Source organism: Pseudomonas sp. PF05 (genome assembly GCF_056521845.1).
On record NZ_JBWLPW010000026.1, the window covers coordinates 20,489 to 44,877 of the forward strand.

Sequence of the window (24,389 nt, forward strand, 5' to 3'; positions counted from 1 at the left end):
CCCGGCGGCGAACGATTCATGACTTATAGCCTAGTCAAGCCTCGACGCCAAACCAGCGGGGGCAGGGTGACAAAAAACGTCAGATAGTGCGGTTGTTGAGGTAGGACGTCGCCGTTGTGTGGGTTCAACCCCCTTTATTGATGGAGCTTGAGGGTTGGCATGTGCCCTGCAATGGCCGATTCAGGTCATGAGATTTCGACTCATGCATGGGAGATGTCTATGAATAAGCAGAGTGGTTTTACCTTGATCGAGCTGCTGATCGTCGTGGCGATCATCGGCATTCTGGCGACCTTTGCGTTGCCGCAATATTCGAAGTATCAGGCGCGGGCGAAGGCGACGGCGGGGCTCGGGGAAATTTCTGCACTGAAGGTGCCGTTTGAGGACATGATGAATCAAGGCACTAACCCTTCAGCGACCAACATGAGCATAACGACGCCTACCAGCAACTGCGCAATCGCAGTCACAGGTACCGCTTCAGCGGGTACAGGCACCATCGTTTGTACCCTTCAGAACGCTCCCGCTGCCGTAGCGTCCAAGACGATCACGCTCAGTCGTGACGCGAATGGCGCCTGGACGTGTGCTTCTACCGCTGCCAAGGAGTTCTTACCGGCCGGCTGCCCTGGTGTTTGATTGGTTTCATATGGCGAGGGAGGAAGCCCTCCCTCGCCAGAAAACCGTTCGCAATTCATAAACTTAGGAGAGAGGTTCAAAACCCGCAAGTTGCATGTCCAGAATCATCGCTTCATGCATTTTGCATGATATAGAAAATTACCGTTTCTCTTAACTTACTGATTTATAAGCAATTAATAAAAGTTTCAAAGCTGGCACAGCGTTCGCACTACTCCTGATAACCCTGCCGGGATGCACCTCCGGCAGTTTTTGAGAAAAACAGGAGTTACTCGTATGAAGAAGTTCGCTATCACTGCCGCCGCTGCTACCGCTCTGACCCTGACCATGGCTAGCGCATTCGCCGAGACCACTCAAGCAACTCAGGCGCCAATGATGCTGGCTGCTGGTGAAGTGACAGAGGCTAAAGAAGACGTCTCCGATACCTGGATCACCACCAAAGTCAAAGCTGACCTGGTCACCGAAAAAGGCATTCCAGGCACCGATATCAAAGTCGAAACCAATAAAGGTGTTGTGTCCCTGTCTTCGACTACTGCAGTAACTGATGCGCAAAAAGAGACCGCCGTGGCGATCGCCAAAAAGATCAAAGGTGTGAAAGCCGTATCGGCTGATGGCCTGAAATCCGAGTAAGGCTAAGACTTCTCGCCTGGACTGGGAGAAGGCGCGGCAAGCGGGCCAGGATATACGTTTGCCGTTGCTTTGGAGTTCATGCGAAAGGCCACACGGACGTGGCCATTACAGGCCCCCGGCATTCGTGCCGGGGGCCTGTTCTATTCTGGGGAATCAATCTGCGGGTCAGCGTTTGCACGTAAGTCAGAACCGAGTTGCCGCCATCGCGAGTAAGCTCGCACAGGGGGCGGCGGTGAACACGGATTTTGAGATCACCCTGAACAATGTGAGAGCGAGCTTGCTCGCGATGGCGGCGGCACATTCAACACATCTGTGCGGACAAGGTCACCGCCCCCGCTTGCTGGTGATCTGCACCAGCCGATTACCTTCGAAACGCAGGTACTGATACATGCCGCTGTTGGGGCCGTAGGTCCATTCTTCCACCGGGTATTCCTCCCGGCGATTGACACTGCGCTTGTAACCCAGGTCATCCCGCGCCGCCGGCTGACCGCACTTTTGCAGCACTTCGCTGGAGCGGTCACCGACGCTGATCAACTGGCTGCCGCAGCGCAGCGTGTCGGCCGCCGCGGCCTGGCCGGCGGCCAGCACTAGACCCAGGCAGAGCCCAAACCCAGGTTTCATCTTATTCGGCATCCAGATGCATCGGGGTAATCACCCGGCCATCGCTTTCGGCCTGGCCGAGACTGGCGTCGATGAAATACACGCGGTCGTCGGCCAACTGGCCTTTGTCGACCAGGAAATCCTTGATGCTGCTGGCCCGTTCCTGCCCCAGTTGACGCAAGAGCACGTCGCTGCCGCTCCAGAACTTGATCACGCCTTCACGCAGTTTCTCGGTGCGGGCCTTTTTATCCAATTGCGTCCATTCCACGGGCGGTTGGGTCTTGAGGCGGGTACGGTAGATACCTTCGAGCAGCGGTGCCTTTTCATCCTCGGGCACCTGTATCAGCGAGGCCTGGGCCGGTACTTTGTCGCCCCGACGCTGCAGTATCTTGTAGTAGTTGTACTGGTATTCGCGTTCAAGGCGCTGGGCGGCGAGCAGCGGACCGTCGCTGCTCTCGGCGGCGGTGCCTTCGATCTCCAGGCGCAGCTCCGGACGTTTGCCAAGGGCTTCGGACAGTTTGAGCAGCGTGCCTTCGTTGTCCTTGCTCAGGTCGCTGGAACCCGGCGCAAACGCCACGCTGCCCAAGTCTTCCGAGCCGCCGCCGGCCACCAGGCCACCGATGAGTTTGAACGGCGCCTGGGCCGCTCGTACCACCAGGTTGCGCAGGGTCTGCCAGATGATCGGCATGACACTGAATTGCGGGTCGTTGAGATCGCCGGACACCGGCAGCTCGATGGAAATCCTGCCATCGGAATCCTTCAGCAATGCGACCGCCAATTTGAGTGGCAGGCTCACGGCGTCCGGGCTATCGACTTTCTCCCCCAGTTGCAGTTGCTCGACCACTACTTTGTTGTCCGCCTGGAGCTTGCCTTGGGTGATCCGGTAATGCAGGTCGAGATTGAGCCGGCCCTTGCGGATGCGATAGCCGGCGAACTTGCCGGAGTAGGGGGTCAGTGTGGTCAGCTCGACCCGTTTGAAACTGGTGGCGATGTCGAGGCTGGCCATCGGGTCGAAGGGGTTGAGCGCCCCTTTGATGGTGACCGGAGCATAGCGATCGACCTTGCCCTTGATGTCCACGCTGGCCGGTTTGGCCTGGCGGCTGTCGATGGTGCCGATCTGGCCATTGAGCTGCTGGATAGCGGTGGCGAAGTTAGGGGTCAGGCTGAAGTCGGCGAAGTTGGCCGAACCGTCATTGATGGCAATGCCGCCGATGTGGATGCCCAGCGGTTTTTCCTGGGACGTCGGTTTTGCCGCGGTGTTCTTCGTGCCGCTGTCGGCCGGTTGCGGGATCAGCAGGTCATCGACGTTGGTGGTGCGGTCGTCGTTGATCATGAAGCGCGCGTAAGGCTGGAACAGGTTGACCTTGTCGATGGACAGGCTGTCCCCGTGCTGATAGTTCAGGCCTTCAAGGACCAGGCTCTGCCACTTGAGGAAGTCGCGGGTCTTGAGCGTGTCGAGGGTGTGCAACTGATCGACCTGGGCGCGGCCAGTGACGGCAAATGCCAGTGGCTCGGTGCTTTTAAGGTCGACTGCCAGGTCGCTGCCGAGCATCCCGGAGCGCAGCTCCAGGCGAATGAACGGGTTGATGTACGACTGGGCGACGCGCAGGTCGACGTCCTGGGTCTTGACCTTGAGCTTGGCAGTGATCGGGTTCAGGCTGACCTCGCCGTCGGCCAGGATCTTGCCCTGTTTGCCTATCCCGGTGTCCAGCTTGAGGGTAAAGGGCGAGCCGTTGAGGGTGTCGTAGTTCTGCAGGTCGAGGTTCAGTGGGCCGACCTCCAGTGCCACGGCGGGCTGGGCCTGACGGTCAGCCAGGTGCACCTTGTAGTCGCGCAGTTGCACATCCTTCAAAATCACCTGCCATGGTTTGCTAGGCGGTGCCGGTTCAGCTTTTGGCGAATCGGCGGCGGCCGGGGCTGACGCCGCTTCGGCCTTGACCTGCGGTTTGGCCGGCTGGCTGGCGAAGAGTTTCTGCCAGTCCAGTTGCCCGTCCGCCTCGCGAGCGGCCCAGGTTTCCAGATTCTGGCTGCGGATCTTGCCCACCACCACTTGCTGCTTGGCCAGGTCCAGCGTGGTTTCACTCACGTCCAGGCGTTCGAGCTTCACCAATGGACGGCCATCGGGGGCCTTGATGGCGAAGGGCGCGACACTGACGGTGGCGTTGCTGAGCAGCAGTTCGGTGCCCTTGTTCAGATTGAGCTTGTAGTCGGTGCTGAGGTTCAGGACGCCGTTTTCCAGAACCAACGGTACGGCGTCGCGCACGTAGGGCCAAAAGGCTTTCATTTGGCCGCCAGTGACTTTGAGCATGCCTTGGGAGGCAATCGGGGTGAGGCTGAAATTACCGGTCCAGTCGAGCCGCCCGCCGTTGGGACCTATGGCCACCAGGGTCATGTCGGCGTTGTCGTCGGGCAGGGTGCTGAGGTTATTCAGTTCGAAATCGAGGGTGTCGTAGAGAAACTCAATGGGCTCGCTGGGACGCAGGTCCTGGAAATGCAAATAACCGCCGGCCAACTTGATTCGATCGACCCGCAGGGGGAACGGCTTGGCCTCGGGATCGGCGGGCGTCGGTTCGCTGGCCGGCAGCTTGAACAGGCCCAGCAGGTTCAACTGACCGTCCTTGGCGAACACCACGTCGGTCTTGGGCTTGTCCAACTCGATGTCGACCAGGTGCAGGGCGCCGGACCACAGGCTGTCGAGTTGCAAATTGGCGTACAGCCGTTCGAAGCCGACCTGTTCCTTGCCCGGTTCGCCGATATTCAGGCCCCAGAGGGTGACTTCCAGGCTGAAAGGATTGAGTTCGATGCGCTGGATCTGGGCCGGCACCGTCGCAAGGGCAGCCAATTGCTGGTTGGCGATGCGCAAGGCGATGCCCGGCAAAATCAGGAAGCCCAACAGGCTGTAGAGGGCCAGTGCGGTCAACAGGGCGCCGATAGCGCGAATCAATCCTTTGGACATGTGCGGCTTCATCTTGGTGTGAATTCGGAATGCCTTGGAGTATGGCATGCGTTTACGGTTCCGAAGCCACTGTGATTTATGCGATTTCTCTGATTTTCTCAGTGATAATTCCGACGCGGGCCTAGAGCTGGAGGATCAACGTCTTGAGCGGCGGCTGCTGGTCCCGGGAAGGGAAATCGCTGCCGGGCGTCAACACGCTCCACTCGCGCACCGGGCGACCGGCTTTCTGCGCACAACGCAATACCTGCTCGCGCCAGTCGTCCATGGGGACTTTTGCCAGGTTGTTGCAGCAGATCAGCACGCCATTGTCGGCGGTGGCGAGCAGTGCCGGTTTCAGCAGGCTTTGATAGTCGCGCAGCAGGTCGACGGTGCCGAAGGCACTTTTGGCCCAAGCCGGTGGATCGAGCAGCACCAGGTCGTACTGGCGCGGCTCCAGGCGCACGTAGCTGGGCAGTTTCTGCCCGCGTCGCTGGCTGATGGGCAGGCCGGCCAGTTGGCGGATCGCCGGAAAGTAATCCGACTGCACGAATTCCATCGGCGGCAACTCGGGGTTGAGCAGGCCGTTTTCGCGGCCCACCGCCAGGTTGCCTTCGGCGAAGTCCAGGTTGCACACCTCCCGCGCACCACCGGCCGCGGCGCTCAGGCCGACGCCGCAGGTGTAGGCGAACAGGTTCAACACGCTTTTATTGCGGCTGTGTGCCTTGACCCAGCCCCGGGCATTGCGCAGGTCGAGAAACAGCAGTGGGTCCTGCCCGGCATGGCGGCCACGGACGCGATAATTCAAGCCCCATTCATGCCCGACCAGGTCTTGCAGGGCAGCCTCGTCCGCCTGATAGACGGTGTCCTGGCGGTCGACGCGCGAATTGCCCCGGGCGCGGTCGTTGTAGACCAGCAGGGTGTCCAGACCCAGATGCTCGTTAACGATGCCGTGCAGTTGCAGCAGGTCGTCGCGCTCCAGCGACTGATGGAAGCTTTGCACCAGCAGTTGCGGGCCGTAGCGGTCGATGGTCAGGCCGGGCGCGCCTTCCTGGCTGCCATGGAACAGGCGATAGCAGTCGGTGCCTTGCGGGTGCAGTTGGCCGAGCAGCGCCTGGCGCTGGTCGAGGGCGGCGCGCAGCGCCTGATTCAAGGAAGACATGCCGGGCGCGCCTTAGAGAAATGAGGCGCGGGAGTTTAGCAGTTATGCATACTCGGGTTGGGTATTGCATGTTGTTGAGTCGGGCTCGACCTGTGGCGAAGGGCCTTGTGGGAGCAAGACTTGCCCGCGATGAAGGCGATGCGGTCTTTCAGGAATCGAGGTGCCTGTTTCGCGAGCAGGCTTTGCTCCCACAAAGCCCCTCGCTACAAGGACTCGGTGCCTGAGGGGGAACCGCGTCGTTTGGCTTAGCGATTCAGGCGCTTGTCGATCAACCCCTCCACCACACTTGGGTCGGCCAGGGTCGAGGTGTCGCCGAGGCTGTCGAGTTCGTTGCAGGCGATCTTGCGCAGGATGCGCCGCATGATCTTGCCCGAACGGGTCTTGGGCAACGCCGGCGCCCACTGGATCAGTTCCGGCTTGGCGAAGCTGCCGATTTCCTTGCTGACGTGGGCCAGCAATTCCTTCTTCAACTCGTCATTGGCCTCCACACCGTTCATCGGCGTGACAAAGGCGTAGATGCCCTGGCCCTTGAGGTCGTGGGGGTAGCCGACGACGGCCGCTTCGGCAATGTTGTCGTGCAGCACCAGGGCGCTTTCCACCTCGGCGGTGCCAATGCGATGCCCGGAGACGTTGATCACATCGTCGATGCGCCCGGTGATCCAGTAATCGCCGTCTTCGTCGCGGCGCGCGCCGTCGCCGGTGAAGTAATAGCCAGGGTAGGGCTTGAAGTACGTGTCGACCATGCGCTGATGATCGCCATAGACGCTGCGAATCTGTCCCGGCCAACTGGATTTGATCGCCAGTACGCCGCTGCCGGCGCCGCTGATTTCCTTGCCCACTTCATCCAGCAAGACTGGTTGCACGCCGAACATCGGCCGGGTGGCGCAGCCTGGCTTGAGCCGTGGGGTACTCACCAACGGGCTGAGCATGATGCCGCCGGTTTCGGTCTGCCACCAGGTATCGACAATCGGGCAGCGCTGTTCGCCTACCGTGTTGAAATACCATTCCCACGCCTCCGGGTTGATTGGCTCACCGACGGTGCCGAGCAATCGCAGGCTTTTGCGGGACGTTTCCTGCAACGGTCCGGCACCTTCGCGCATCAGCGCGCGCAGGGCGGTCGGTGCGGTGTAGAAGATATTGACTTGATGCTTGTCGATCACCTGCCAGAAGCGCGAACTGCTGGGGTAGCTCGGCACGCCCTCGAAGATCAGTGTGGTGGCGCCATTGGCCAGCGGGCCATAGACGATGTAGCTATGGCCGGTGACCCAGCCGACATCGGCGGTGCACCAGAACACTTCGTTGTCGCGGTAATCGAGCACGTACTTGAACGTCATCGCCGCTTGCAGCAGATAGCCGCCCGTAGTGTGCAGCACGCCCTTGGGTTTGCCAGTGCTGCCGGAGGTGTAGAGGATGAACAATGGGTCTTCGGCGTCCATCGGTTCGGGTGGGCAGTCGTCGCTCATCTCGTGCATGGCCTGGTGGTACCACAGGTCACGGCCTTCAACCCAATCCACTTCGCCCTGGGTGCGCTCGACCACCAGCACGGTGCTGACGTTCGGGCAACTTTCCAGGGCCTTGTCGACGTTGCGCTTGAGCGGTATGAAGCGTGCGCCGCGCACGCCTTCGTCAGCGGTGATCACGGTGCGGCAATCGGCGTCGAGAATCCGGTCGCGCAGCGAGTCCGGTGAGAAACCGCCGAACACCACTGAATGCACCGCGCCGATGCGGGTACAGGCGAGCATGGCGTAGGCGGCCTCGGGGATCATCGGCATGTAGATGCAGACCCGGTCACCTTTCTTCACGCCACGGCTTTTCAGCACGTTGGCCAGGCGGCACACATGGTTGTGAAGTTTTTTGTAAGTGATTTGCGCCGACTCGGCGGGGTTGTCGCCTTCCCAGATGATTGCGACCTGATCGCCGCGCGTTTCCAGGTGACGGTCGATGCAATTGGCGCTGACGTTCATCTGGCCACCGGCAAACCAGGTTGCGTCGCCGTTCTTGAGGTCATAGCGCTGGACGGTTTGCCAGGGCGTCATCCAGTCGAGAAAGCGCGTGGCCTGCTCGGCCCAGAAGGCGCTGGGGTGTTCGATGGATTCTTTATAGAGCCGCTTGTACTCGTCCTGACTCAGTTGCGCAGCCCGGCGGACGGCATCGGCTTGGGGGTACTGGCTGATATCGAACATGACGGTTCCTTATTCTTGTTTTGTGACAAGAGGGGAGCTGCACGACCCCCGTAGGAGCTGCCTTCGGCAGCTCCTACGGTACCGTGTCCCCCACGGTTTGCGGGTGACCCGAGCCGTAGGAACTGTCCTAAATGAAAGGTGACAGGGCGGGTGAGCCGCTCTGTCAGACTATCACCCGCGGTGACGTCCGCGGAAGTAGTTGATCAAGCCCTGGGTCGAGGCATCTTCGGCCGGGCTTTCTTCGCTGCCCACCAGGCGATTGTAGACGCCCTTGCCCAGTTCCTTGCCCAGCTCCACGCCCCATTGGTCGAAGGCGTTGATGCCCCAGACCACGCTCTGCACGAACACCTTGTGTTCATACAGCGCCACCAGTGCGCCGAGACGACGGGGGCTGATGCGTTCGACCACCAAGGTGTTGCTCGGACGGTTGCCCGGGATCACCTTGTGGGAGGCCAGTTTCTGAATTTCTTCTTCGCTGGCGCCCTTGTCACGCAGCTCGGCTTCGGCCTCGGCGCGGGTCTTGCCCAGCATCAGCGCCTGGCTCTGGGACAGGCAGTTGGCGTACAGCCACTGGTGATGGTCGGAAACCGGGTTGAAGCTGACGATCGGCACGATGAAGTCGGCCGGGATCAACTGGGTGCCTTGGTGCAGCAACTGATGGTAGGCGTGCTGACCATTGCAGCCGACGCCGCCCCAGATCACCGGGCCCGTGTCGGTCGACACCGGTGTACCGTCCTGGCGCACGCTCTTGCCGTTGGATTCCATGTCCAATTGCTGCAAATGCTTGGTGATGTTACGCAGGTAGTGGTCGTACGGCAGGATCGCATGGCTCTGCGCACCCCAGAAGTTGCCGTACCACACGCCCAGCAGTGCCAGCAGCACGGGCATGTTCTGCTCGAACGGGGCGCTCTGGAAATGCTGGTCCATGGAATAGGCACCGGAGAGCAATTCCTTGAAGTTCGACATGCCGATGGCCAGGGCAATCGGCAGGCCGATGGCTGACCACAGCGAGTAACGCCCACCGACCCAGTCCCACATCGGGAAGATGTTTTCTTCGCGGATGCCGAAGGCCACGGCGGCGGCGTTGTTGCTCGACACGGCGATGAAGTGGCGGTACAGCTCCGCTTCGGAGCCACCCTGGGCCAGGTACCAGGCGCGGGCGGCCTGGGCGTTCTTCAGGGTTTCGAGGGTGTTGAAGGATTTCGACGAGACGATGAACAGCGTGGTCTCGGCGCGCAGCTTCATGGTCAGTTCATGGAACTCACTGCCGTCGATGTTCGCCAGGTAGTGGCAGCGAACGCCTTTTTGCGCGTAGGACAACAGCGCTTCGGACACCAGTTCCGGGCCGAGGAAAGAACCACCGATGCCGATGTTCACCACGTCGGTAATCGGCTTCTCGGTGTAGCCGCGCCACAGGCCGTCGTGAATGCGGCCCACCAGGTCGGTGATCTGGTTCAGCACTTTGTGCACGTCCGGCATCACATTGACGCCGTTGACCAGCAACTTGTCGCCCACCGGCCGACGCAGGGCGGTGTGCAGGGCAGGGCGGTTTTCCGAGGCGTTGACGATTTCGCCTTCGAACAGCGACTTGATCGCGCCCTTGAGGTCGACTTCGTTGGCCAGGCCCACCAGCAGGTCGCGGGTCTGGGCGTTGATCAGGTTTTTCGAGTAGTCGAGAAACAGGCCGCAGCTCGACAGGGTGAATTGAGTGAAACGCTGCGGATCGGCATTGAACGCTTCGCGCATGCTGAAATCCTGCATGGCTTTGCGGTGGTCATTCAGCGCTTGCCAGGCTGGCAGAGCGGTCACGTCATGAGGGGTTCGGTAATACGCCATCGCTGCGGGTTTCCTTTTTACTTGAACGACCTTTTGTACACTAAAAATTCCGGCGCGGCTCGAGGTGGGCGTCCGGACACTGCATTGGCTCGATCGCCGGACGCAGGGCGAATACAGTAAACCTCGCGTTGCGATCTGTCTTGACTTTGTCTGACCGGTTCCCGGTACTTTTTTATACAACAGGGGGAGGGAATGGTTCGCTGTGGGAGCAAAGCTTGCTCGCGATAGCCGTGTGCCAGGCGACATCCATGCAACGGTCCATTGCAGTCGCGAGCAAGCTTTGCTCCCACAGCAGGGTTCGATCAGGCCAGTTGGACCGCAATGGCATTGCTGGTGTGGCTCAGTTCATTGCCCGGGGCCATGTACAGCATGCGAGGCTTGAAGTTGACCAGCTCGGCTTCGCTGTAGTGGGCGTAGGCGCAGATGATGACACGATCACCCACCTTGGCCTTGTGCGCTGCGGCGCCGTTCACCGAGATCATCCGCGAACCTTCCTCGCCACGGATGGCGTAGGTGGTGAAGCGCTCGCCATTGTCGACGTTGTAGATCTGGATCTGTTCGTACTCACGGATCCCCGACAGGTCCAGCCACTCACCATCAATGGCGCAGGAGCCTTCGTAATCGAGCACCGCGTGGGTGACTTCGGCGCGATGCAGCTTGGCCTTGAGCATGATGGCGTGCATGAATGTTTCCTCTGGTCGGGTCCGAACGGCGGGCAGTCTGCCTGAAGGCTTGTGGGGCGGCAATACGCGAGGGATTTGCAGGTGCAGTCTGTATGTGGGAGCAAAGCTTGCTCGCGACGACATGGTCAGATTCGACATGTATGTCGAGTTTCAGACCGCTATCGCGAGCAAGCTTTGCTCCCACAGACGTGCGCCTACAAAGGGGATTTCAGGCGGGCGTGTCGAGGTCCAGGTGCAGGTTGTCGATCAGGCGTGTGGTGCCCAGGAAGGCTGCCACCAGAATCACCAGGTCACGGTCCTCGCTCAACGCCGGGCGCAAGGTCTTGGCGTGACGGATTTCCAGGTAGTCGGGACGCAGGCCGGCGGCTTCGAGTTGTTTGAGCTGCTCATCGACCAGCGCCGGGAAATCTCGTCGGCCCTGTTTGATGGCCTCGGCGATCTGGTTCAGGGCGCGATAGACCACGGGCGCAACGGCACGTTGATCCGGGCTGAGGAAGCCGTTGCGCGAGGACAGCGCCAGGCCGTCCTCGGCGCGAACGGTCGGCTCGCCGATGATCTGGATCGGCATGTTCAGGTCATGGACCAGTGCGCGGATCACCGCCAGTTGCTGGAAGTCTTTCTGGCCAAACACCGCCAGGTCAGGCTGGACCATGTTGAACAGCTTGCTGACCACCGTCGCCACACCCTCGAAATGCCCTGGACGGCTGGCGCCGCACAAGCCTTCGGACAATTGCGGGACGCTGACCCGGGTCTGCCCGGCCATGCCGTCGGGGTACATCTCTTCGACGCTGGGCGCGAACAGCAGATGGCAGCCGGCCTGGAGCAGTTTCTCCTGGTCGGCCGCCAGGGTGCGGGGGTATTTGTCCAGGTCTTCGCCGGCTCCGAATTGCAGGGGGTTGACGAAAATGCTCGCCACCACGAAGTCGGCCCGTTGCGCGGCCTTGGTGACCAGCGCCATGTGGCCGCTGTGCAGGTTGCCCATGGTTGGCACGAAGGCGATGCGTTTGCCTTCGCCGCGGGCACGGGCCACGGCGGCCCGCAGTTCGCGTACGGTTTTTACGGTGTTCATGCAGAAAACCCGTGTTCGGCGCCAGGGAAAGTCGTTGCTTTGACTTGCGCAACGTAGGCGCCCAAAGCCGCCTGGATGGACGTTTGCCCAACCATGAAGTTCTTCACGAACTTGGGTACGCGACCGGTGATCGACAGCCCGAGCATGTCGTGCAGCACCAGCACCTGGCCATCGGTGGCGTGGCCGGCACCGATCCCGATTACCGGGATATTTACCGCCTGGGTGATTTCTTCGGCCAGCTCGCTGGGCACGCATTCGAGCAGCAACATCGCCGCGCCAGCTTGCTCCAGTGCAATCGCATCGGCGCGCATCTGCCGCGCCTGGTTTTCATTGCGGCCCTGGACTTTGTAGCCACCGAGGATATTGACCGCTTGTGGGGTCAGGCCCAGGTGTGCGCACACCGGGATGCCCCGCTCGGCCAGCAGCCGAATCGAATCGGCCAGCCACAACGCGCCCTCGATCTTGACCATGTGGGCACCGGCCTGCATCAGCATGGCGCTGTTGGTCATGGTTTGTTCGAGGGTGGCGTAGGCCATGAATGGCAGGTCGGCGAGAATCAGTGCATCGGTGTTACCGCGTTTGACGGCGGCCACATGGTAGGCCATCTCGGCGGTGGTCACCGGCAGCGTGCTGTCGTGACCTTGCAGCACCATGCCGAGGGAATCGCCCACCAGCAACACTTCGACACCGGCCTCATTGCAGGCGTGGGCGAAAGTTGCGTCATAGCAGGTCAGCATGGCGATTTTCTCACCTTTTTGCTTGAGACCTTGCAGCGTGGTCAGGGTAATAGCTGGCATGAAAAAGTCCTCATTAGGCGCTCGTGAACTACTGCGAGTAACGCGCATGATTCGTCATTTATACAGGCGCACCTTCTATGCGTGGTGCTTGTAAGGCCTGGATTGCGCCCTTCAGCGCCGTATTGGCGGCAACGGGACGCCTATAGTCGTGAGGAGCACCCGGGAAGTCAATTGGATGTGTTACCGCCGGGTGTTACCGGGGTTACTGATGCGTTTCAGCGTAGAGGCGTGTCCCCGGAATGACGGTCGAGTACCGCATCCTGTGGGAGCAAAGCTTGCTCGCGATTGCGGTGGATCAGACGGCATGGATGTTCACTGGCCCACCGCAATCGCGAGCAAGCTTTGCTCCCACAAGAGGAACTGCTTCAGTTCGGTGGCAAGCGTTCCAGGCCAGCGAATGGGCACGCTGCCAGCAGGTCCTTGAGCAAGCGCCCATCGGCCAGGCGCAGGTCGGTGGGCGCCAATTCCGCTAGCGGATACAGCACGAAGGCCCGGGCCTGCATGTGGTAGTGGGGGACCTTGAGACGGGCCTCATCGATCTGGCGATCGCCGAACAGCAGGATGTCCAGGTCCAGGGTGCGCGGGCCCCAGCGTTCGAGGCGTTCGCGGCCTTGTCCGGTTTCGATGGCCTGCAGCGCATCGAGCAGGTCCAGCGGTGCCAGGCGGCTGTCCAGCGACGCCACCGCGTTGGTGTAGCGCGGCTGGCCGGGCAGCAGGGAATCACTTTGATAAAACGCCGAGACCCCCACCAGTTGGGTGTCGGGTAACTGCGCCAGCGCCTGGATGGCGCTGCGCAATTGTTCGGCGGGTTCGGCCAGGTTGCTGCCCATGCCGATGTAGATGCGTTCCATCGATTACTCGCCCGATGCGCTCGGTACCCCGGCACGCTTGCGCTTGGCACCGCTGCTGCGACGGCGCTTGCGCGGGCCGCTGGCGCCGTCATCCTTGCCGCTGAGCTCGCGAATCATGTCGCGGCGCTCGCTGTCGTTGGCGTCCTGGTAATCGGTCCACCAATCGCCCAGGCCATCGGTCTGCTCGCCCGCGCTTTCACGCAGCAGCAGGAAGTCGTAGCCGGCGCGGAAGCGCGGGTTGTCCAGTAGCAAGTCGGCACGTTTGCCGCTGCGCCGTGGCAGACGTTCCTGCATGTCCCAGATCTCGCGGATCGGCATCGTGAAGCGTTTTGGAATGGCGATGCGCTGGCACTGTTCGGCGATCAGCTCGTGGGCGGCTTCCTGCATTGCCGGGATCGGCGGCATGCCACGCTCTTGCAGGCGCAACACCCGGGCCGGCAGGGCAGGCCAGAGCAATGCCGCGAACAGGAACGCAGGCGTCACCGGCTTGTTCTGCTTGATGCGCAGGTCGGTGTTGATCAGTGCTTCGCTGATCAAGGTATGGGTGTAGGTCGGGTTGTGCTCCAGGGCCTCGGCACTGGCGGGAAACAGCGGATCGAACAACTGCAGATCCACCAGCATCTCGAAGGTGTCCGCGGCGTTGCCCGAGAGGAACAGCTTGAGCACTTCTTCGAACAGGCGCGCCGAAGGGATTTCCCGCAGCATCGGTGCCAGTTCGCGAATCGGCACGGCGCTGTGTTTTTCGATGCCGAAATCCAGCTTGGCGGCGAAACGCACGGCCCGCAGCATTCGCACCGGGTCTTCCTGGTAGCGCTGCTTGGGGTCGCCGATCAGGCGGATCAGGCGATTGCGGATGTCGTGTACGCCGTTGGCGTAATCGAGGATGCGCTCGCTGACCGGATCGTAATACAGGGCGTTGATGGTGAAGTCGCGGCGTTGCGCGTCTTCTTCCAGCGTGCCGTAGACGTTATCGCGCAGGATGCGCCCGCTCTCGTTGCGGGAAGACTGGTTGCTGTCTTCCTCTTCATCGTTTTGCGGGTGATTGGCGCGGAAGGTCGCCACTTCGATGATTTCGCGACCGAAGTGGATGTGGACCAGCTTGAAGCGCCGGCCGATGATCCGCGCATTGCGAAATTCGGCCCGAATCTGTTCCGGCGTGGCGCTGGTGGCAACGTCGAAATCCTTGGGGGTGATGTTGAGCAGCATGTCGCGCACGCAGCCACCGACCAGGTAAGCCTGGTAGCCGGCGTTCTGCAAACGTTCGACGATGTTCACCGCATAACGGCTGAACTGGGCCTTTTGCAGTGAATGCTGGCCGCTGTTGAGCACTTCAGGCGTGCTGCGAATGTGTTGCGTACGACGCAAGGGAGAACGGAATGACTGGAACAGCTTCTTCAGCATGGGATGCACTGTTTGAAGGAATATTCGGCCAAAAACGAAGAATGACCGCATGATGGGCCGAGATTCTAGCATTTAGTCGAGGGATGGTGTAGGACGGAGCAGTTTAGAGCTGCAAGCTTTAGCGACAAGCCTTGTAGGCTAAGGGGCGGCGGGACGACAGAAACCACAAGGGGAGCCGAAGCTCCCCCAGAATTAGTTACGTGCTCTATTTTTATTATTGGTTTCGGGCTTCTTGTTTTTGTTGAGTGCCCACGCCACAAGGTTTTTCCTTCGTGACCCTCCCAATCGGGAGCCAAGAGCAAACGGATTGCTTTGGTCGCTGTGTTGCAGTGATCGATCGATCCAACCAGTTCAGGCACCTGTCTTGAGACAGTTTTTATTGTTCTCGGCCTGGTTGTGGGGCAAGCCCCAAATACAACGCCTCTCCAAAAGAATCAGTTAGCTGCGCCTCTCGCCGTCTTGTTTTTATTGTGCGTGAGTCGATTCGTCTTATTTTTATTGTCTTTTGCATTGCTTGTTATTGTTCTTGTACCAAAGCTATAGCAGGGTGCGTGCCAACTTTTGCGAGGCCCAGCGAAACCGGGGGGTCTAAGGTTATAGCCATTTTTCCGAGGCGAAAAAAAGCCGGGGTTTCGTTACCGTAAACCCCGGCTTTTGTTACGTGAAAAAGCTGAGGTAACAGTTTTTTCACATTCAGCGGTGTTACCCCCACACCTCAGCTTTCGCTGGTCGCCCCGGTCTTGCGTCGTGGAATCCCCAGGCGCTGGCGACGTTCCCACAGGCACTTGCGGCTTACGCCCAGTTTGCGTGCCAGTTCGGTTTCGGTCATGTGGTCCTGGTGCTCCAGGACGAAGTGCTGGAAGTAGTCCTCCAAGGACAGGTCTTCGGTGGGTTCATGGCTGGTGTTGTTGGCTGCGCCGCCCTGTTGCGGGGCCAGGCCGATGAACTCTTCGTCGTCCAGGTCGCTCAGTTCGATGTCGATGCCCAGCAGGTCGGCAGAGATTTCCGGGCTCTCGCACAGGATCACCGCCCGCTCGACTGCGTTTTCCAGCTCTCGAACGTTACCCGGCCAGGCGTAATGACGAATGGCCTGTTCGGCGTCCGGGGCGAACTTGAGATCGGTGCGGTTGACCCGCGCGCTCTGGCGAGCGAGGAATGCCTGGGCGATTTCATTGACGTCCGCGCCACGCTCGCGCAGGGCTGGCAGCTTCAAGGCAATCACGTGCAAGCGGTAATACAAGTCTTCGCGGAACTGGCCGATCTTCGCCAGGCTCTTGAGGTCACGGTGGGTGGCCGCGATCAGGCGGACATCGACCTTTTGCGACTGCACCGAGCCGACCCGGCGGATTTCGCCTTCCTGAAGCACCCGCAACAACCGCGCCTGGGCTTCCAGCGGCAGCTCACCGATTTCATCGAGGAACAACGTGCCGCCGTCCGCCGCTTCCACCAATCCTGCGCGCCCGGCGCTGGCGCCGGTGAACGCACCTTTCTCGTGACCGAACAGTTCGGACTCGATCAGGCTTTCGGGAATTGCCGCGCAGTTTACCGAGATCATCGGTGCCTTGGCCCGGCGTGACAGGTTGTGCAGGGCACGGGCTACCAGCTCCTTGCCGGTACCGGACTCGCCCTGGATCAGGACATTGGAGTCGGTCGGCGCCACTTTGCGGATCTTGCCGTACAGGTCCTGCATGGGCGGGCAGGAACCGATGATGCCAATTTCGCCATTGCTGTTGCTGGCGCCGGCTTTCGCCGAGGCACTGGCCTTGCCGACGGGTTCCGCCGGGTTGCTGGTCGCCGCCTGTCGGTCACGCAGGATGCGGGCCACGGCCTGGAGCATCTCGTCGTGGTCGAACGGTTTGGCGATGTAGTCCACCGCACCCATCTTCATGGAGTCGACCGCCGAGCGCAGGCTGGCGTAACTGGTCATGATCAGCACGGGGGTGCCCTGGCCGAGCTTGATCAGCTCGGTACCCGGGGCGCCAGGCAGGCGCAGGTCGCTGACGATCAGGTCAAACGTGGGAATGCTGAAACGTTCTTGTGCTTCCTGCACTGAACCGGCTTCGCTGACTTGGTACTGGTTGCGTTCCAGCAGGCGGCGCAAGGCGGAGCGGATAATTGTTTCGTCTTCGACGATCAAAATGTGCGGCATTGATTCGATTCTCTCGACGGTCTCAGTTCACAGCGGACGTCGCTTCGACATGACGCGGCAAAGTCACCCGGATACGGGTGCCGCGTTGGCTTTGTACATCGGCCGGGCTGTCGATGGTGATTTGTCCATAATGCTCTTCAACGATGGAATAGACCAGTGCGAGGCCCAGACCGGTGCCTTCGCCAGGATCCTTGGTGGTGAAGAAGGGTTCGAACAATCGGTCCATGATGTTCTGTGGAATACCGCTGCCTTCGTCTTCGACGATCAGGTCGACCGTGTGTTCGAAGGCTTCGCTCTTGACCCGCACCGCGCTGCCGGCCGGTGAGGCGTCCCGCGCGTTGGATAGCAGGTTGATCAACACCTGGGCGAGCCGCTGGGGGTCGCCATCGACCCAATGATCCGGATCGCACAGGTTGAACAATTGCACCTCGAAATTGCGCCGGTTGAGCGCCAGCAGACCAATGGCGTCCTGGGCCACTTCGGCCAGGCAGACGGGCTCGTCATTGTGCTGGTGACCGCCGGCATGGGCGAAGCTCATCAGCGATTGGACGATGCGCGACACGCGCTTGGTCTGTTCGAGGATCTGACCGCTGATTTCCGTCAGCTCGCCGTCGTCCTCGCGCTCTTCGCGCAGGTTCTGCGCCAGGCAGGCGATGCCGGTGATCGGGTTGCCGATTTCGTGGGCCACCCCGGCGGCCAATCGGCCGATGCTTGCCAGCCGTTCGGAGTGGACCAGCTTGTCTTCGAGCATCTGGGTATCGGTCAGGTCTTCGACCAGCAGCACCAGGCCGCTGTTACCCGGAGCCAATGGCTCGTCGATCGCCGCCTTGTGCAGGTTCAGCCAACGGGTCTGGCCGTCGAGGGCCAGGTGCTGTTTGTGCAAGTGCTCGTCCGGCAGGTCGATGAAACCTTGCAACAAGCCTTTCCACGGTTCGCCCAGGGTGCTCAGGCGTGAACCGACCACGCGCTGGGCGGCGATCCCGGTGAGCTCTTCCATGGCCTTGTTCCACATCAGGATTTCCTGGTCCTTGGCCAGGGAGCACACGCCCATCGGCAGTTCCTGCAGGGTCTGGCGGTGGTAACGGCGCAAGGCGTCCAGTTCGGCGGCAAGGCCCGTGAGGCGCGAATGGTAATCCTCGAGGCGGCTTTCGATGAAGTGGATGTCTTCGGTGACGTAGTTCTCGCCGCCGGCCTTGTAGGGCAGGAACGTCTCGACCATGTCCTGGGCCACGCTGGGCCCCATCAGGCCGGACAGGTTGGCCTCGATCCGGTCCCGCAGGCGACGCAGGGCATACGGGCGACGTTCATCGAAGGGCAGGTAGAGGTCGCGCAGTGCCTGTTCGACTTCCTTTTGCGCGGCCTTGGCGCCCAAGGGCTTGGCCAGTTGCGTGGCGAACTCCTGGGGCGAGGCGGCATGCAATTCGCGGCGTTGCGGGCGGCGGACATTGTCCACCGCGCAAGCTTCGGCAGCGCTGGCCTCTTCGCTACTGGCGTTGGTGAACAGCGAGATCAGGGTGAACATCAGCACGTTCGCCGCCAGGGAGGCGATGGCCGCCATATGCCAACTGGTGTCGTCGAGCACGTAGATCATGTTCAGCAGCGGAATATAGAAGCCCTGCAGGTTGCCCATCAATGGCAACAGCATCGCGACCAGCCACACCAGGATCCCTGCCAGCAGGCCGGCGATAAAGCCGCGGCGGTTGGCGGTCGGCCAATACAGCACCGACAGCACGCCGGGCAGGAACTGCAAGGTGGCAACGAAGGCGACGATGCCCAGGTTGGCCAGGTCCTGTCCCTCACCCAGCATCAGGTAGAAGCCGTAGCCGGCCATGATGATCGCGACGATCAGCGCCCGCCGTGTCCATTTCAGCCAGCGGTAGATATTGCCTTCGGCCGGTGGCTGGTAGAGCGGTAGCACCAGGTGGTTGAGGGCCATGCCCGACAATGCCAGCGTGGTGACGATGATCAGGCCACTGGCCGCCGACAGGCCTCCAACATACGCCAGCAACGCCAGGGCCTTGTTGTTGGCGGCGATGCCGATGCCCAGGGTGAAGTATTCCGGATTGGTACTGGCGCCCAGCTTCAGGCCGGCCCAGAGGATCAGCGGTACCGCCAGGCTCATCAGCAGCAGGAACAGCGGCAGGCCCCAGCTGGCGCTCACCAGCGAGCGCGGGTTGAGGTTTTCGGTAAAGGTCATGTGATACATGTGCGGCATCACGATGGCTGATGCGAAGAACACCAGCAACAGCGTGCGCCATGGGCCTTCCTGTAAGGGTGTGTGCAGGGCGGCGAGGGCGGTCTGGTTCTGCAGCAGCCACACTTCCAGCTGTTGCGGGCCATCGAACACACCGTACAGGGCATAGAGACCGACGCCACCGATGGCAATCAGCTTGATCACCGATTCGAAAGCGATGGCGAACACCAGGCCTTCGTGTTTCTCCCGTGTGGCGATGTGTCGGGAACCAAAGAAAATCGTGAACAGGATGATCAGTACGCAGAAGCTCAGCGCCACCCGGTGCTGCACCGGCTCGCGGGTCAGGATGCTGATGGAGTCGGCCACGGCCTGGATCTGCAGGGCCAGCAGCGGCAGCACCCCGATCAGCATGAAGATGGTGGTCAGCGCGCCGGCCCAGGTGCTGCGAAAGCGAAAGGCGAACAGGTCGGCCAGTGACGACAGTTGGTAGGTGCGGGTGATTTTCAGGATCGGGTAGAGCAACACCGGCGCCAGCAGGAACGCCCCTGACACCCCCAGGTAACTGGACAGGAAACCATAGCCGTACTGGTAGGCCAGCCCGACCGTGCCATAGAACGCCCATGCGCTGGCATAGACACCCAGCGACAGGGTGTAGGTCAGCGGGTGGCGGATGATCGCCCGGGGGATCATGCCTCGTTCGCTGATCCAGGCTACGCCGAACAGCACGGCCAGGTAGGCGGCGCTGATCAGGATCATCTGGGTCAGGCTAAAGCTCATCGGCATCTTTTTGGCTCTGCAGGATGAAGGTCACGACAATCAGGATCAGCCAGAGCAGATACGGCCGATACCAGGCACCCGTGGCATCGATCCACCAATCCATGATGGCCGGGGAGAACAGATAAATCCCCACTACCAGGAGCAGGACCAAGCGATAGATATACATCCCGGCCTCTCTAATTTATGCGCGTGCCCAAAAAACGTGCGGCGATGGTAACGGATGGGCGCCAAGCTGCAAGGGCCGTCAACGTATTTGCGCTTCGGGCAGGCTCAGTGTGCGCGGGATCTTGTCCGCGTCCCAGTGGCGAATGCCCCAAGCCAGCAGTTCCCGTGGGCTGGCATCGAGCAGTTCGAGACCCGGTTGCTGGCCCAGCGCACGCAATGCCCGTAACAGCAGCGGCGTGGCCTGATCGGCTGCCAGCGGCGGTGAACGGTAGGATTTACCGAGCTTGTGTCCGTCGGGCTGGGTGATCAGCGGCACGTGCAGGTAACGCGGTTGCGGCAACCCGAGCAGTTCTTGCAGGTAGAGCTGGCGCGGCGTGGAGTCCAGCAGGTCGGCGCCGCGCACGATATCGGTCACCCCTTGCCAGGCGTCGTCCAGGACCACGGCCAGCTGATAGGCGTAGAGCCCGTCGCGGCGGCGGATCACGAAGTCACCGACCTCACGGCCCAGGTGCTGGCGGAACTCGCCCTGGACCCGGTCAGTGAAGTGGTACTCAAGCTCGGGGACGCGCAGGCGGATGGCAGCGTCCTCGGTGCCGTGCCCGGCGTTACGGCACAGGCCCGGATAAATGCCCTGGTACGCCTCCAGTTGCTTGCGCGAACAGGTACAGGCGTAGGCCAGGCCCTGGCTGAACAGCCGGTTGATGACTTGATCGTAGGCGTCATGGCGCTCGCTCTGGCGAACCATCTCGCCGTCCCATTCGAACCCGTAGCTTTCCAGCGCCTTGAGAATCGCCGCTTGCGCGCCCGGTTCTTCCCGGGGCGGGTCGAGGTCTTCCATGCGCAGCAACCAGCGCCCGCCCACGGCCCGGGCATCCAGGTACGACGCCAGGGCGGCGACCAGCGAGCCGAAGTGCAGGTGGCCGCTGGGGGTGGGGGCAAAGCGTCCGATGTAGGGGGCGGTGGCAGTCATAGGGCGAATGTTACTGGGTCTGGGCGGCAGGCATACAAATCTTGATGCCGAAGCATATCCCCTTGCGGGAGCGAGCTTGCTCGCGATAGCGGCCTGTCAGCCACATCACTGTTGGCTGACCCACTGCTATCGCGAGCAAACTCGCTCCCACAGGAGGGCAACAAAGCTTGGAGAAAATATCGGAAACAAAAAACGGAGCGTATGAACGCTCCGTTTCTGTGACAGCCCCGGCAATTACTTGCCGACCTGTTTTTCCTTGATTTCCGCCAGGGTCTTGCAGTCGATGCACAGGTCGGCGGTCGGGCGGGCTTCCAGGCGGCGGATGCCGATCTCGATGCCGCAGGACTCGCACCAACCGTATTCTTCGTCTTCGATCAGTTGCAAGGTCTTGTCGATTTTCTTGATGAGTTTGCGCTCGCGGTCACGGGCGCGCAGCTCAAGGCTGAACTCTTCTTCCTGACTGGCACGGTCGGCCGGGTCGGGGAAGTTGGCCGCTTCGTCTTTCATGTGATCCACGGTGCGGTCGACTTCCTGCATCAAGTCCTGTTTCCACTTGTTCAGGATCTTGGTGAAGTGCGCGCGCATGGGGGCGCCCATGTACTCTTCGCCAGCTTGCGGGACGTAAGGCTCAAACCCGCTGAGCGCGTTATTTTGATTTTGCTTTGCTTGGGTGGGCATGAATGGACCGCCTCTACTCTTGTAATCCACTACGCAGGATTGCTCCATCACCGACACCTGCCGGCCCTGCGGCTGCAAGCGGGCGAACTTACCAGATCAAATCGGGCCGCGCTACTCCCGGTTGTCGAGCCTGCGGCGGCCGGGGCCTGTAAAACGTGGCCGGGTTCGCTTCGGTGAGGATGTAAACCTGCTCAATGCTTGATTCTAGTCAAGCCTGGGCCAATCGCGGGAGTCATTTCCTGCAATCCACGGGCTCAGGCCTATTGCAGTTCGCGCGGATTCGCGCAGTTGTTTCTGACTTGGCTGGAGAGTTGGGTAGAATCGGTTCTTTTTTCCCCTGAAGGAAGGCCAATGGTTCAGCCCTACAGTGCGCGCAGCCGCGCCATCGAACCTTTCCATGTGATGGCGTTGCTGGCCCGTGCCAACGAACTGCAGGCCGCCGGGCATGACGTCATCCACCTGGAGATCGGCGAACCGGACTTCACCACCGCCGAGCCGATCATCCGGGCTGGCCAGGCCGCGCTGGCGGCGGGCAAGACCCGTTACACCGCGGCCCGTGGCATTCCCGAGCTGCGCGAGGCCATCGCCGGTTTCTATGGCCAGCGCTATGGGGTGGAGATTGACCCTCGGCGCATTCTCGTGACCCCGGGCGGGTCCGGTGCCTTGCTGCTGGCCAGCGCCTTGCTGGTAGACCCAGGCAAGCATTGGCTGCTGGCCGACCCCGGTTATCCGTGCAACCGTCATTTCCTGCGCCTGGTCGAAGGGGCGGCGCAATTGGTGCCCGTGGGGCCGGAGGTGCGTTACCAATTGACGCCAGACCTGGTGAACCGTCATTGGGACCAGGACAGTGTCGGTGCGTTGGTGGCCTCACCGGCCAACCCGACCGGGACGATTCTCACCCGGGACGAATTGGCGGGGTTGTCCAAGGCCATCAAGGGCCACAACGGCCATCTGGTGGTGGATGAGATCTATCACGGCCTGACATACGGCACCGACGCCGCCAGCGTGCTGGAAGTCGACGACGACGCCTTTGTTCTTAATAGTTTCTCCAAATATTTCGGCATGACCGGCTGGCGACTGGGCTGGCTGGTGGCCCCTTCAGCGGCCGTCGGCGAGCTGGAAAAGCTCGCGCAGAACCTCTACATCAGTGCGCCGAGCATGGCTCAATACGCCGCCCTGGCCTGTTTCGAGCCCGCCACTATCGAAATCTTCGAGCAGCGGCGGGCCGAGTTCGCGCTGCGCCGCGACTTTCTGCTGCCGGCCTTGCGTGAGTTGGGCTTCGGTATTGCGGTGGAGCCGGAAGGGGCGTTTTACCTCTATGCCGATATCAGCGCGTTCGGCGGCGATGCCTTTGCGTTTTGCCAGCACTTCCTGGAAACCGAGCACGTCGCTTTCACGCCGGGCCTGGATTTCGGCCGTCATCAGGCCGGTCATCATGTGCGTTTCGCCTACACCCAGAGCCTGCCGCGGCTACAGGAAGCGGTGGAGCGAATCGAACGTGGGCTGCGGAGCTGGCAAGGCTGATGCGTTTTTCTCCGGCACTGGAAGAAGGTCGCCTGATTCGACGTTACAAGCGTTTTCTCGCTGATATCGAGACCGTTCACGGCGAACTGCTCACTATTCACTGCCCTAACACCGGTTCGATGCTCAATTGCATGGCGCAAGGCGCGCGTGTCTGGTTCAGTCGCTCCAACGACCCCAAGCGCAAGTTGCCCGGAACCTGGGAAATCGGCGAAACCCCTCAAGGGCGCCTCGCCTGCATCAATACCGCGCGGGCCAACGCGTTGATCGAAGAAGCCTTGCGCGCCGGGATCATCAGCGAACTCAACGGGTTTACCGGGCTCAAGCGTGAAGTGGCTTATGGGGTGGAAAACAGCCGTATTGATTTTCGTCTGGACTATGAACAAGACTCGGCCTGGGTCGAAGTCAAAAGCGTCACGCTGGGTTTCGATGGCACGAATGTGGCGGCGTTTCCCGATGCGGTGACCCTGCGCGGGGCCAAGCACCTGAGGGAACTTGCCTGCCTGGCCCGGGAAGGCGTGCGGGCGGTGCAACTGTATTGTGTGAACCTGAGCGGCATCGAAGCGGTGCGCCCGGCACAGGAAATCGACCCGGTGTACGCCGCTGCCCTGCGTGATGCGGTGGCGGCGGGTGTAGAGGTGCTGGCCTACGGGGTCACGCTGACGCCCGAGCAGATGTGGGTGGACCGGGCGTTGCCAGTGTTGCTAGAACTCGACCCAGATGCCTTGCTCGTCCTCCCGGCTCTCTAGGGCTGCCAGGAACTGACCGGCGCAGGGGCCGGCCACGCACTCACCGCTCTCGATCAGAAACAGCGCGCCGTGGGTGGCGCATTGGATCAGGCTGGCGCTGGGGTCGAGGAACTGGTCGGGTTGCCATTCCAGCGGCACGCCCCGGTGCGGGCAACGGTTGAGATAGGCATACACCTGGCCGGCGCGCCGCACGGCCAGCACTTTGCGCCCATCGAGGTCGAAACCGCGACTACCATTGTCGGGCAATTGGGCGGCGGTACAAAGAAACTTCATGTGTGTCTCAATATTTGTCGGAGTGAATCCACTGTGGGAGCGAGCTTGCTCGCGATGACGGCGGCACATTCAGCATCTCAGTGACTGACACGCCGCTATCGCGAGCAAGCTCGCTCCCACAAGGTTTCGTGTGGCAAAAGAT

General features: G+C 61.2%; 20 protein-coding genes. 4 read left to right on the forward strand and 16 right to left on the reverse strand.

The features are described 5' to 3' along the window. Positions 1-219: 219 nt before the first annotated feature. Positions 220-630 carry a pilin gene (locus AC09SL_RS27630; RefSeq protein WP_058542685.1) on the forward strand — a complete coding sequence of 137 codons (411 nt, stop codon included), beginning with the start codon at positions 220-222 and terminating at the stop codon, positions 628-630. A 273-nt stretch (positions 631-903) separates the two neighbouring features. Continuing rightward, complete coding sequence (locus tag AC09SL_RS27635) at positions 904-1,257, forward strand: BON domain-containing protein (protein ID WP_058542682.1); 354 nt, start codon at positions 904-906, stop codon at positions 1,255-1,257. Between the two features lie 324 nt (positions 1,258-1,581). Here AC09SL_RS27635 and AC09SL_RS27640 read toward each other — a convergent pair whose 3' ends face one another. From AC09SL_RS27640 to dksA, 15 genes are all read right to left on the reverse strand, one after another. Continuing rightward, positions 1,582-1,878 carry a DUF2845 domain-containing protein gene (locus AC09SL_RS27640; RefSeq protein WP_058542683.1) on the reverse strand — a complete coding sequence of 99 codons (297 nt, stop codon included), beginning with the start codon at positions 1,876-1,878 and terminating at the stop codon, positions 1,582-1,584. 1 nt (position 1,879) lies between these two features. After that, positions 1,880-4,813 carry a DUF748 domain-containing protein gene (locus tag AC09SL_RS27645; protein ID WP_064107114.1) on the reverse strand — a complete coding sequence of 978 codons (2,934 nt, stop codon included), beginning with the start codon at positions 4,811-4,813 and terminating at the stop codon, positions 1,880-1,882. Between the two features lie 121 nt (positions 4,814-4,934). Continuing rightward, positions 4,935-5,951, reverse strand: coding sequence for a class I SAM-dependent rRNA methyltransferase (locus AC09SL_RS27650; RefSeq protein ID WP_058545006.1), 1,017 nt, complete (start codon positions 5,949-5,951; stop codon positions 4,935-4,937). Between the two features lie 245 nt (positions 5,952-6,196). After that, positions 6,197-8,134, reverse strand: a complete 1,938-nt coding sequence (gene acs, locus AC09SL_RS27655; RefSeq protein WP_058545005.1) for an acetate--CoA ligase — start codon at positions 8,132-8,134, stop codon at positions 6,197-6,199. A 171-nt stretch (positions 8,135-8,305) separates the two neighbouring features. Further along, entirely contained in the window at positions 8,306-9,970 is a 1,665-nt protein-coding gene (gene pgi / locus AC09SL_RS27660; RefSeq protein ID WP_058545004.1) for a glucose-6-phosphate isomerase, read from the reverse strand. Positions 9,971-10,272: 302 nt separating this feature from the next. Continuing rightward, entirely contained in the window at positions 10,273-10,653 is a 381-nt protein-coding gene (panD, locus tag AC09SL_RS27665; protein ID WP_058545003.1) for an aspartate 1-decarboxylase, read from the reverse strand. Positions 10,654-10,861: 208 nt separating this feature from the next. After that, positions 10,862-11,722 (reverse strand): pantoate--beta-alanine ligase, encoded by an 861-nt coding sequence (gene panC / locus AC09SL_RS27670; RefSeq protein WP_058545002.1) that lies wholly within the window; start codon positions 11,720-11,722, stop codon positions 10,862-10,864. Then, positions 11,719-12,519, reverse strand: coding sequence for a 3-methyl-2-oxobutanoate hydroxymethyltransferase (gene panB / locus AC09SL_RS27675; protein ID WP_058545001.1), 801 nt, complete (start codon positions 12,517-12,519; stop codon positions 11,719-11,721). The genes panC and panB overlap by 4 nt, the downstream gene beginning before the upstream one ends. A 365-nt stretch (positions 12,520-12,884) precedes the next feature. Next, positions 12,885-13,370 (reverse strand): 2-amino-4-hydroxy-6-hydroxymethyldihydropteridine diphosphokinase, encoded by a 486-nt coding sequence (folK, locus tag AC09SL_RS27680; RefSeq protein WP_058542225.1) that lies wholly within the window; start codon positions 13,368-13,370, stop codon positions 12,885-12,887. Between the two features lie 3 nt (positions 13,371-13,373). Then, positions 13,374-14,771: a polynucleotide adenylyltransferase PcnB gene (locus tag AC09SL_RS27685; RefSeq protein WP_058542226.1), complete on the reverse strand. Its 1,398-nt coding sequence runs from the start codon at positions 14,769-14,771 to the stop codon at positions 13,374-13,376. 715 nt (positions 14,772-15,486) lie between these two features. Next, on the reverse strand, positions 15,487-16,920 hold the full coding sequence (locus AC09SL_RS27690; protein ID WP_058542227.1) for a sigma-54-dependent transcriptional regulator: 1,434 nt from the start codon (positions 16,918-16,920) through the stop codon (positions 15,487-15,489). Positions 16,921-16,942: 22 nt separating this feature from the next. Beyond that, positions 16,943-19,897, reverse strand: a complete 2,955-nt coding sequence (locus AC09SL_RS27695; protein ID WP_165826005.1) for a sensor histidine kinase — start codon at positions 19,895-19,897, stop codon at positions 16,943-16,945. Beyond that, a complete protein-coding gene (locus AC09SL_RS27700) occupies positions 19,881-20,057 on the reverse strand; it encodes a hypothetical protein (protein WP_003176118.1) in 177 nt (58 codons plus the stop codon). Before AC09SL_RS27700 ends, AC09SL_RS27695 begins: the two co-directional genes overlap by 17 nt. A gap of 78 nt (positions 20,058-20,135) precedes the next feature. Beyond that, on the reverse strand, positions 20,136-21,026 hold the full coding sequence (gene gluQRS / locus AC09SL_RS27705) for a tRNA glutamyl-Q(34) synthetase GluQRS (RefSeq protein ID WP_058542229.1): 891 nt from the start codon (positions 21,024-21,026) through the stop codon (positions 20,136-20,138). A gap of 234 nt (positions 21,027-21,260) precedes the next feature. Beyond that, a complete protein-coding gene (gene dksA, locus AC09SL_RS27710; protein ID WP_058542230.1) occupies positions 21,261-21,704 on the reverse strand; it encodes an RNA polymerase-binding protein DksA in 444 nt (147 codons plus the stop codon). Positions 21,705-22,055: 351 nt separating this feature from the next. Here dksA and AC09SL_RS27715 point away from each other — a divergent pair, with 351 nt between their 5' ends. Together AC09SL_RS27715 and sfsA are read left to right on the forward strand one after the other, a co-directional pair. After that, entirely contained in the window at positions 22,056-23,228 is a 1,173-nt protein-coding gene (locus tag AC09SL_RS27715; RefSeq protein ID WP_058542231.1) for a pyridoxal phosphate-dependent aminotransferase, read from the forward strand. Continuing rightward, positions 23,228-23,974, forward strand: coding sequence for a DNA/RNA nuclease SfsA (gene sfsA / locus AC09SL_RS27720; RefSeq protein WP_058542232.1), 747 nt, complete (start codon positions 23,228-23,230; stop codon positions 23,972-23,974). The genes AC09SL_RS27715 and sfsA overlap by 1 nt, the downstream gene beginning before the upstream one ends. Here sfsA and AC09SL_RS27725 read toward each other — a convergent pair. Further along, complete coding sequence (locus AC09SL_RS27725) at positions 23,930-24,247, reverse strand: Rieske (2Fe-2S) protein (protein ID WP_058542233.1); 318 nt, start codon at positions 24,245-24,247, stop codon at positions 23,930-23,932. The two genes, sfsA and AC09SL_RS27725, sit on opposite strands and share 45 nt — an antisense overlap. Between the last annotated feature and the right edge of the window lie 142 nt (positions 24,248-24,389).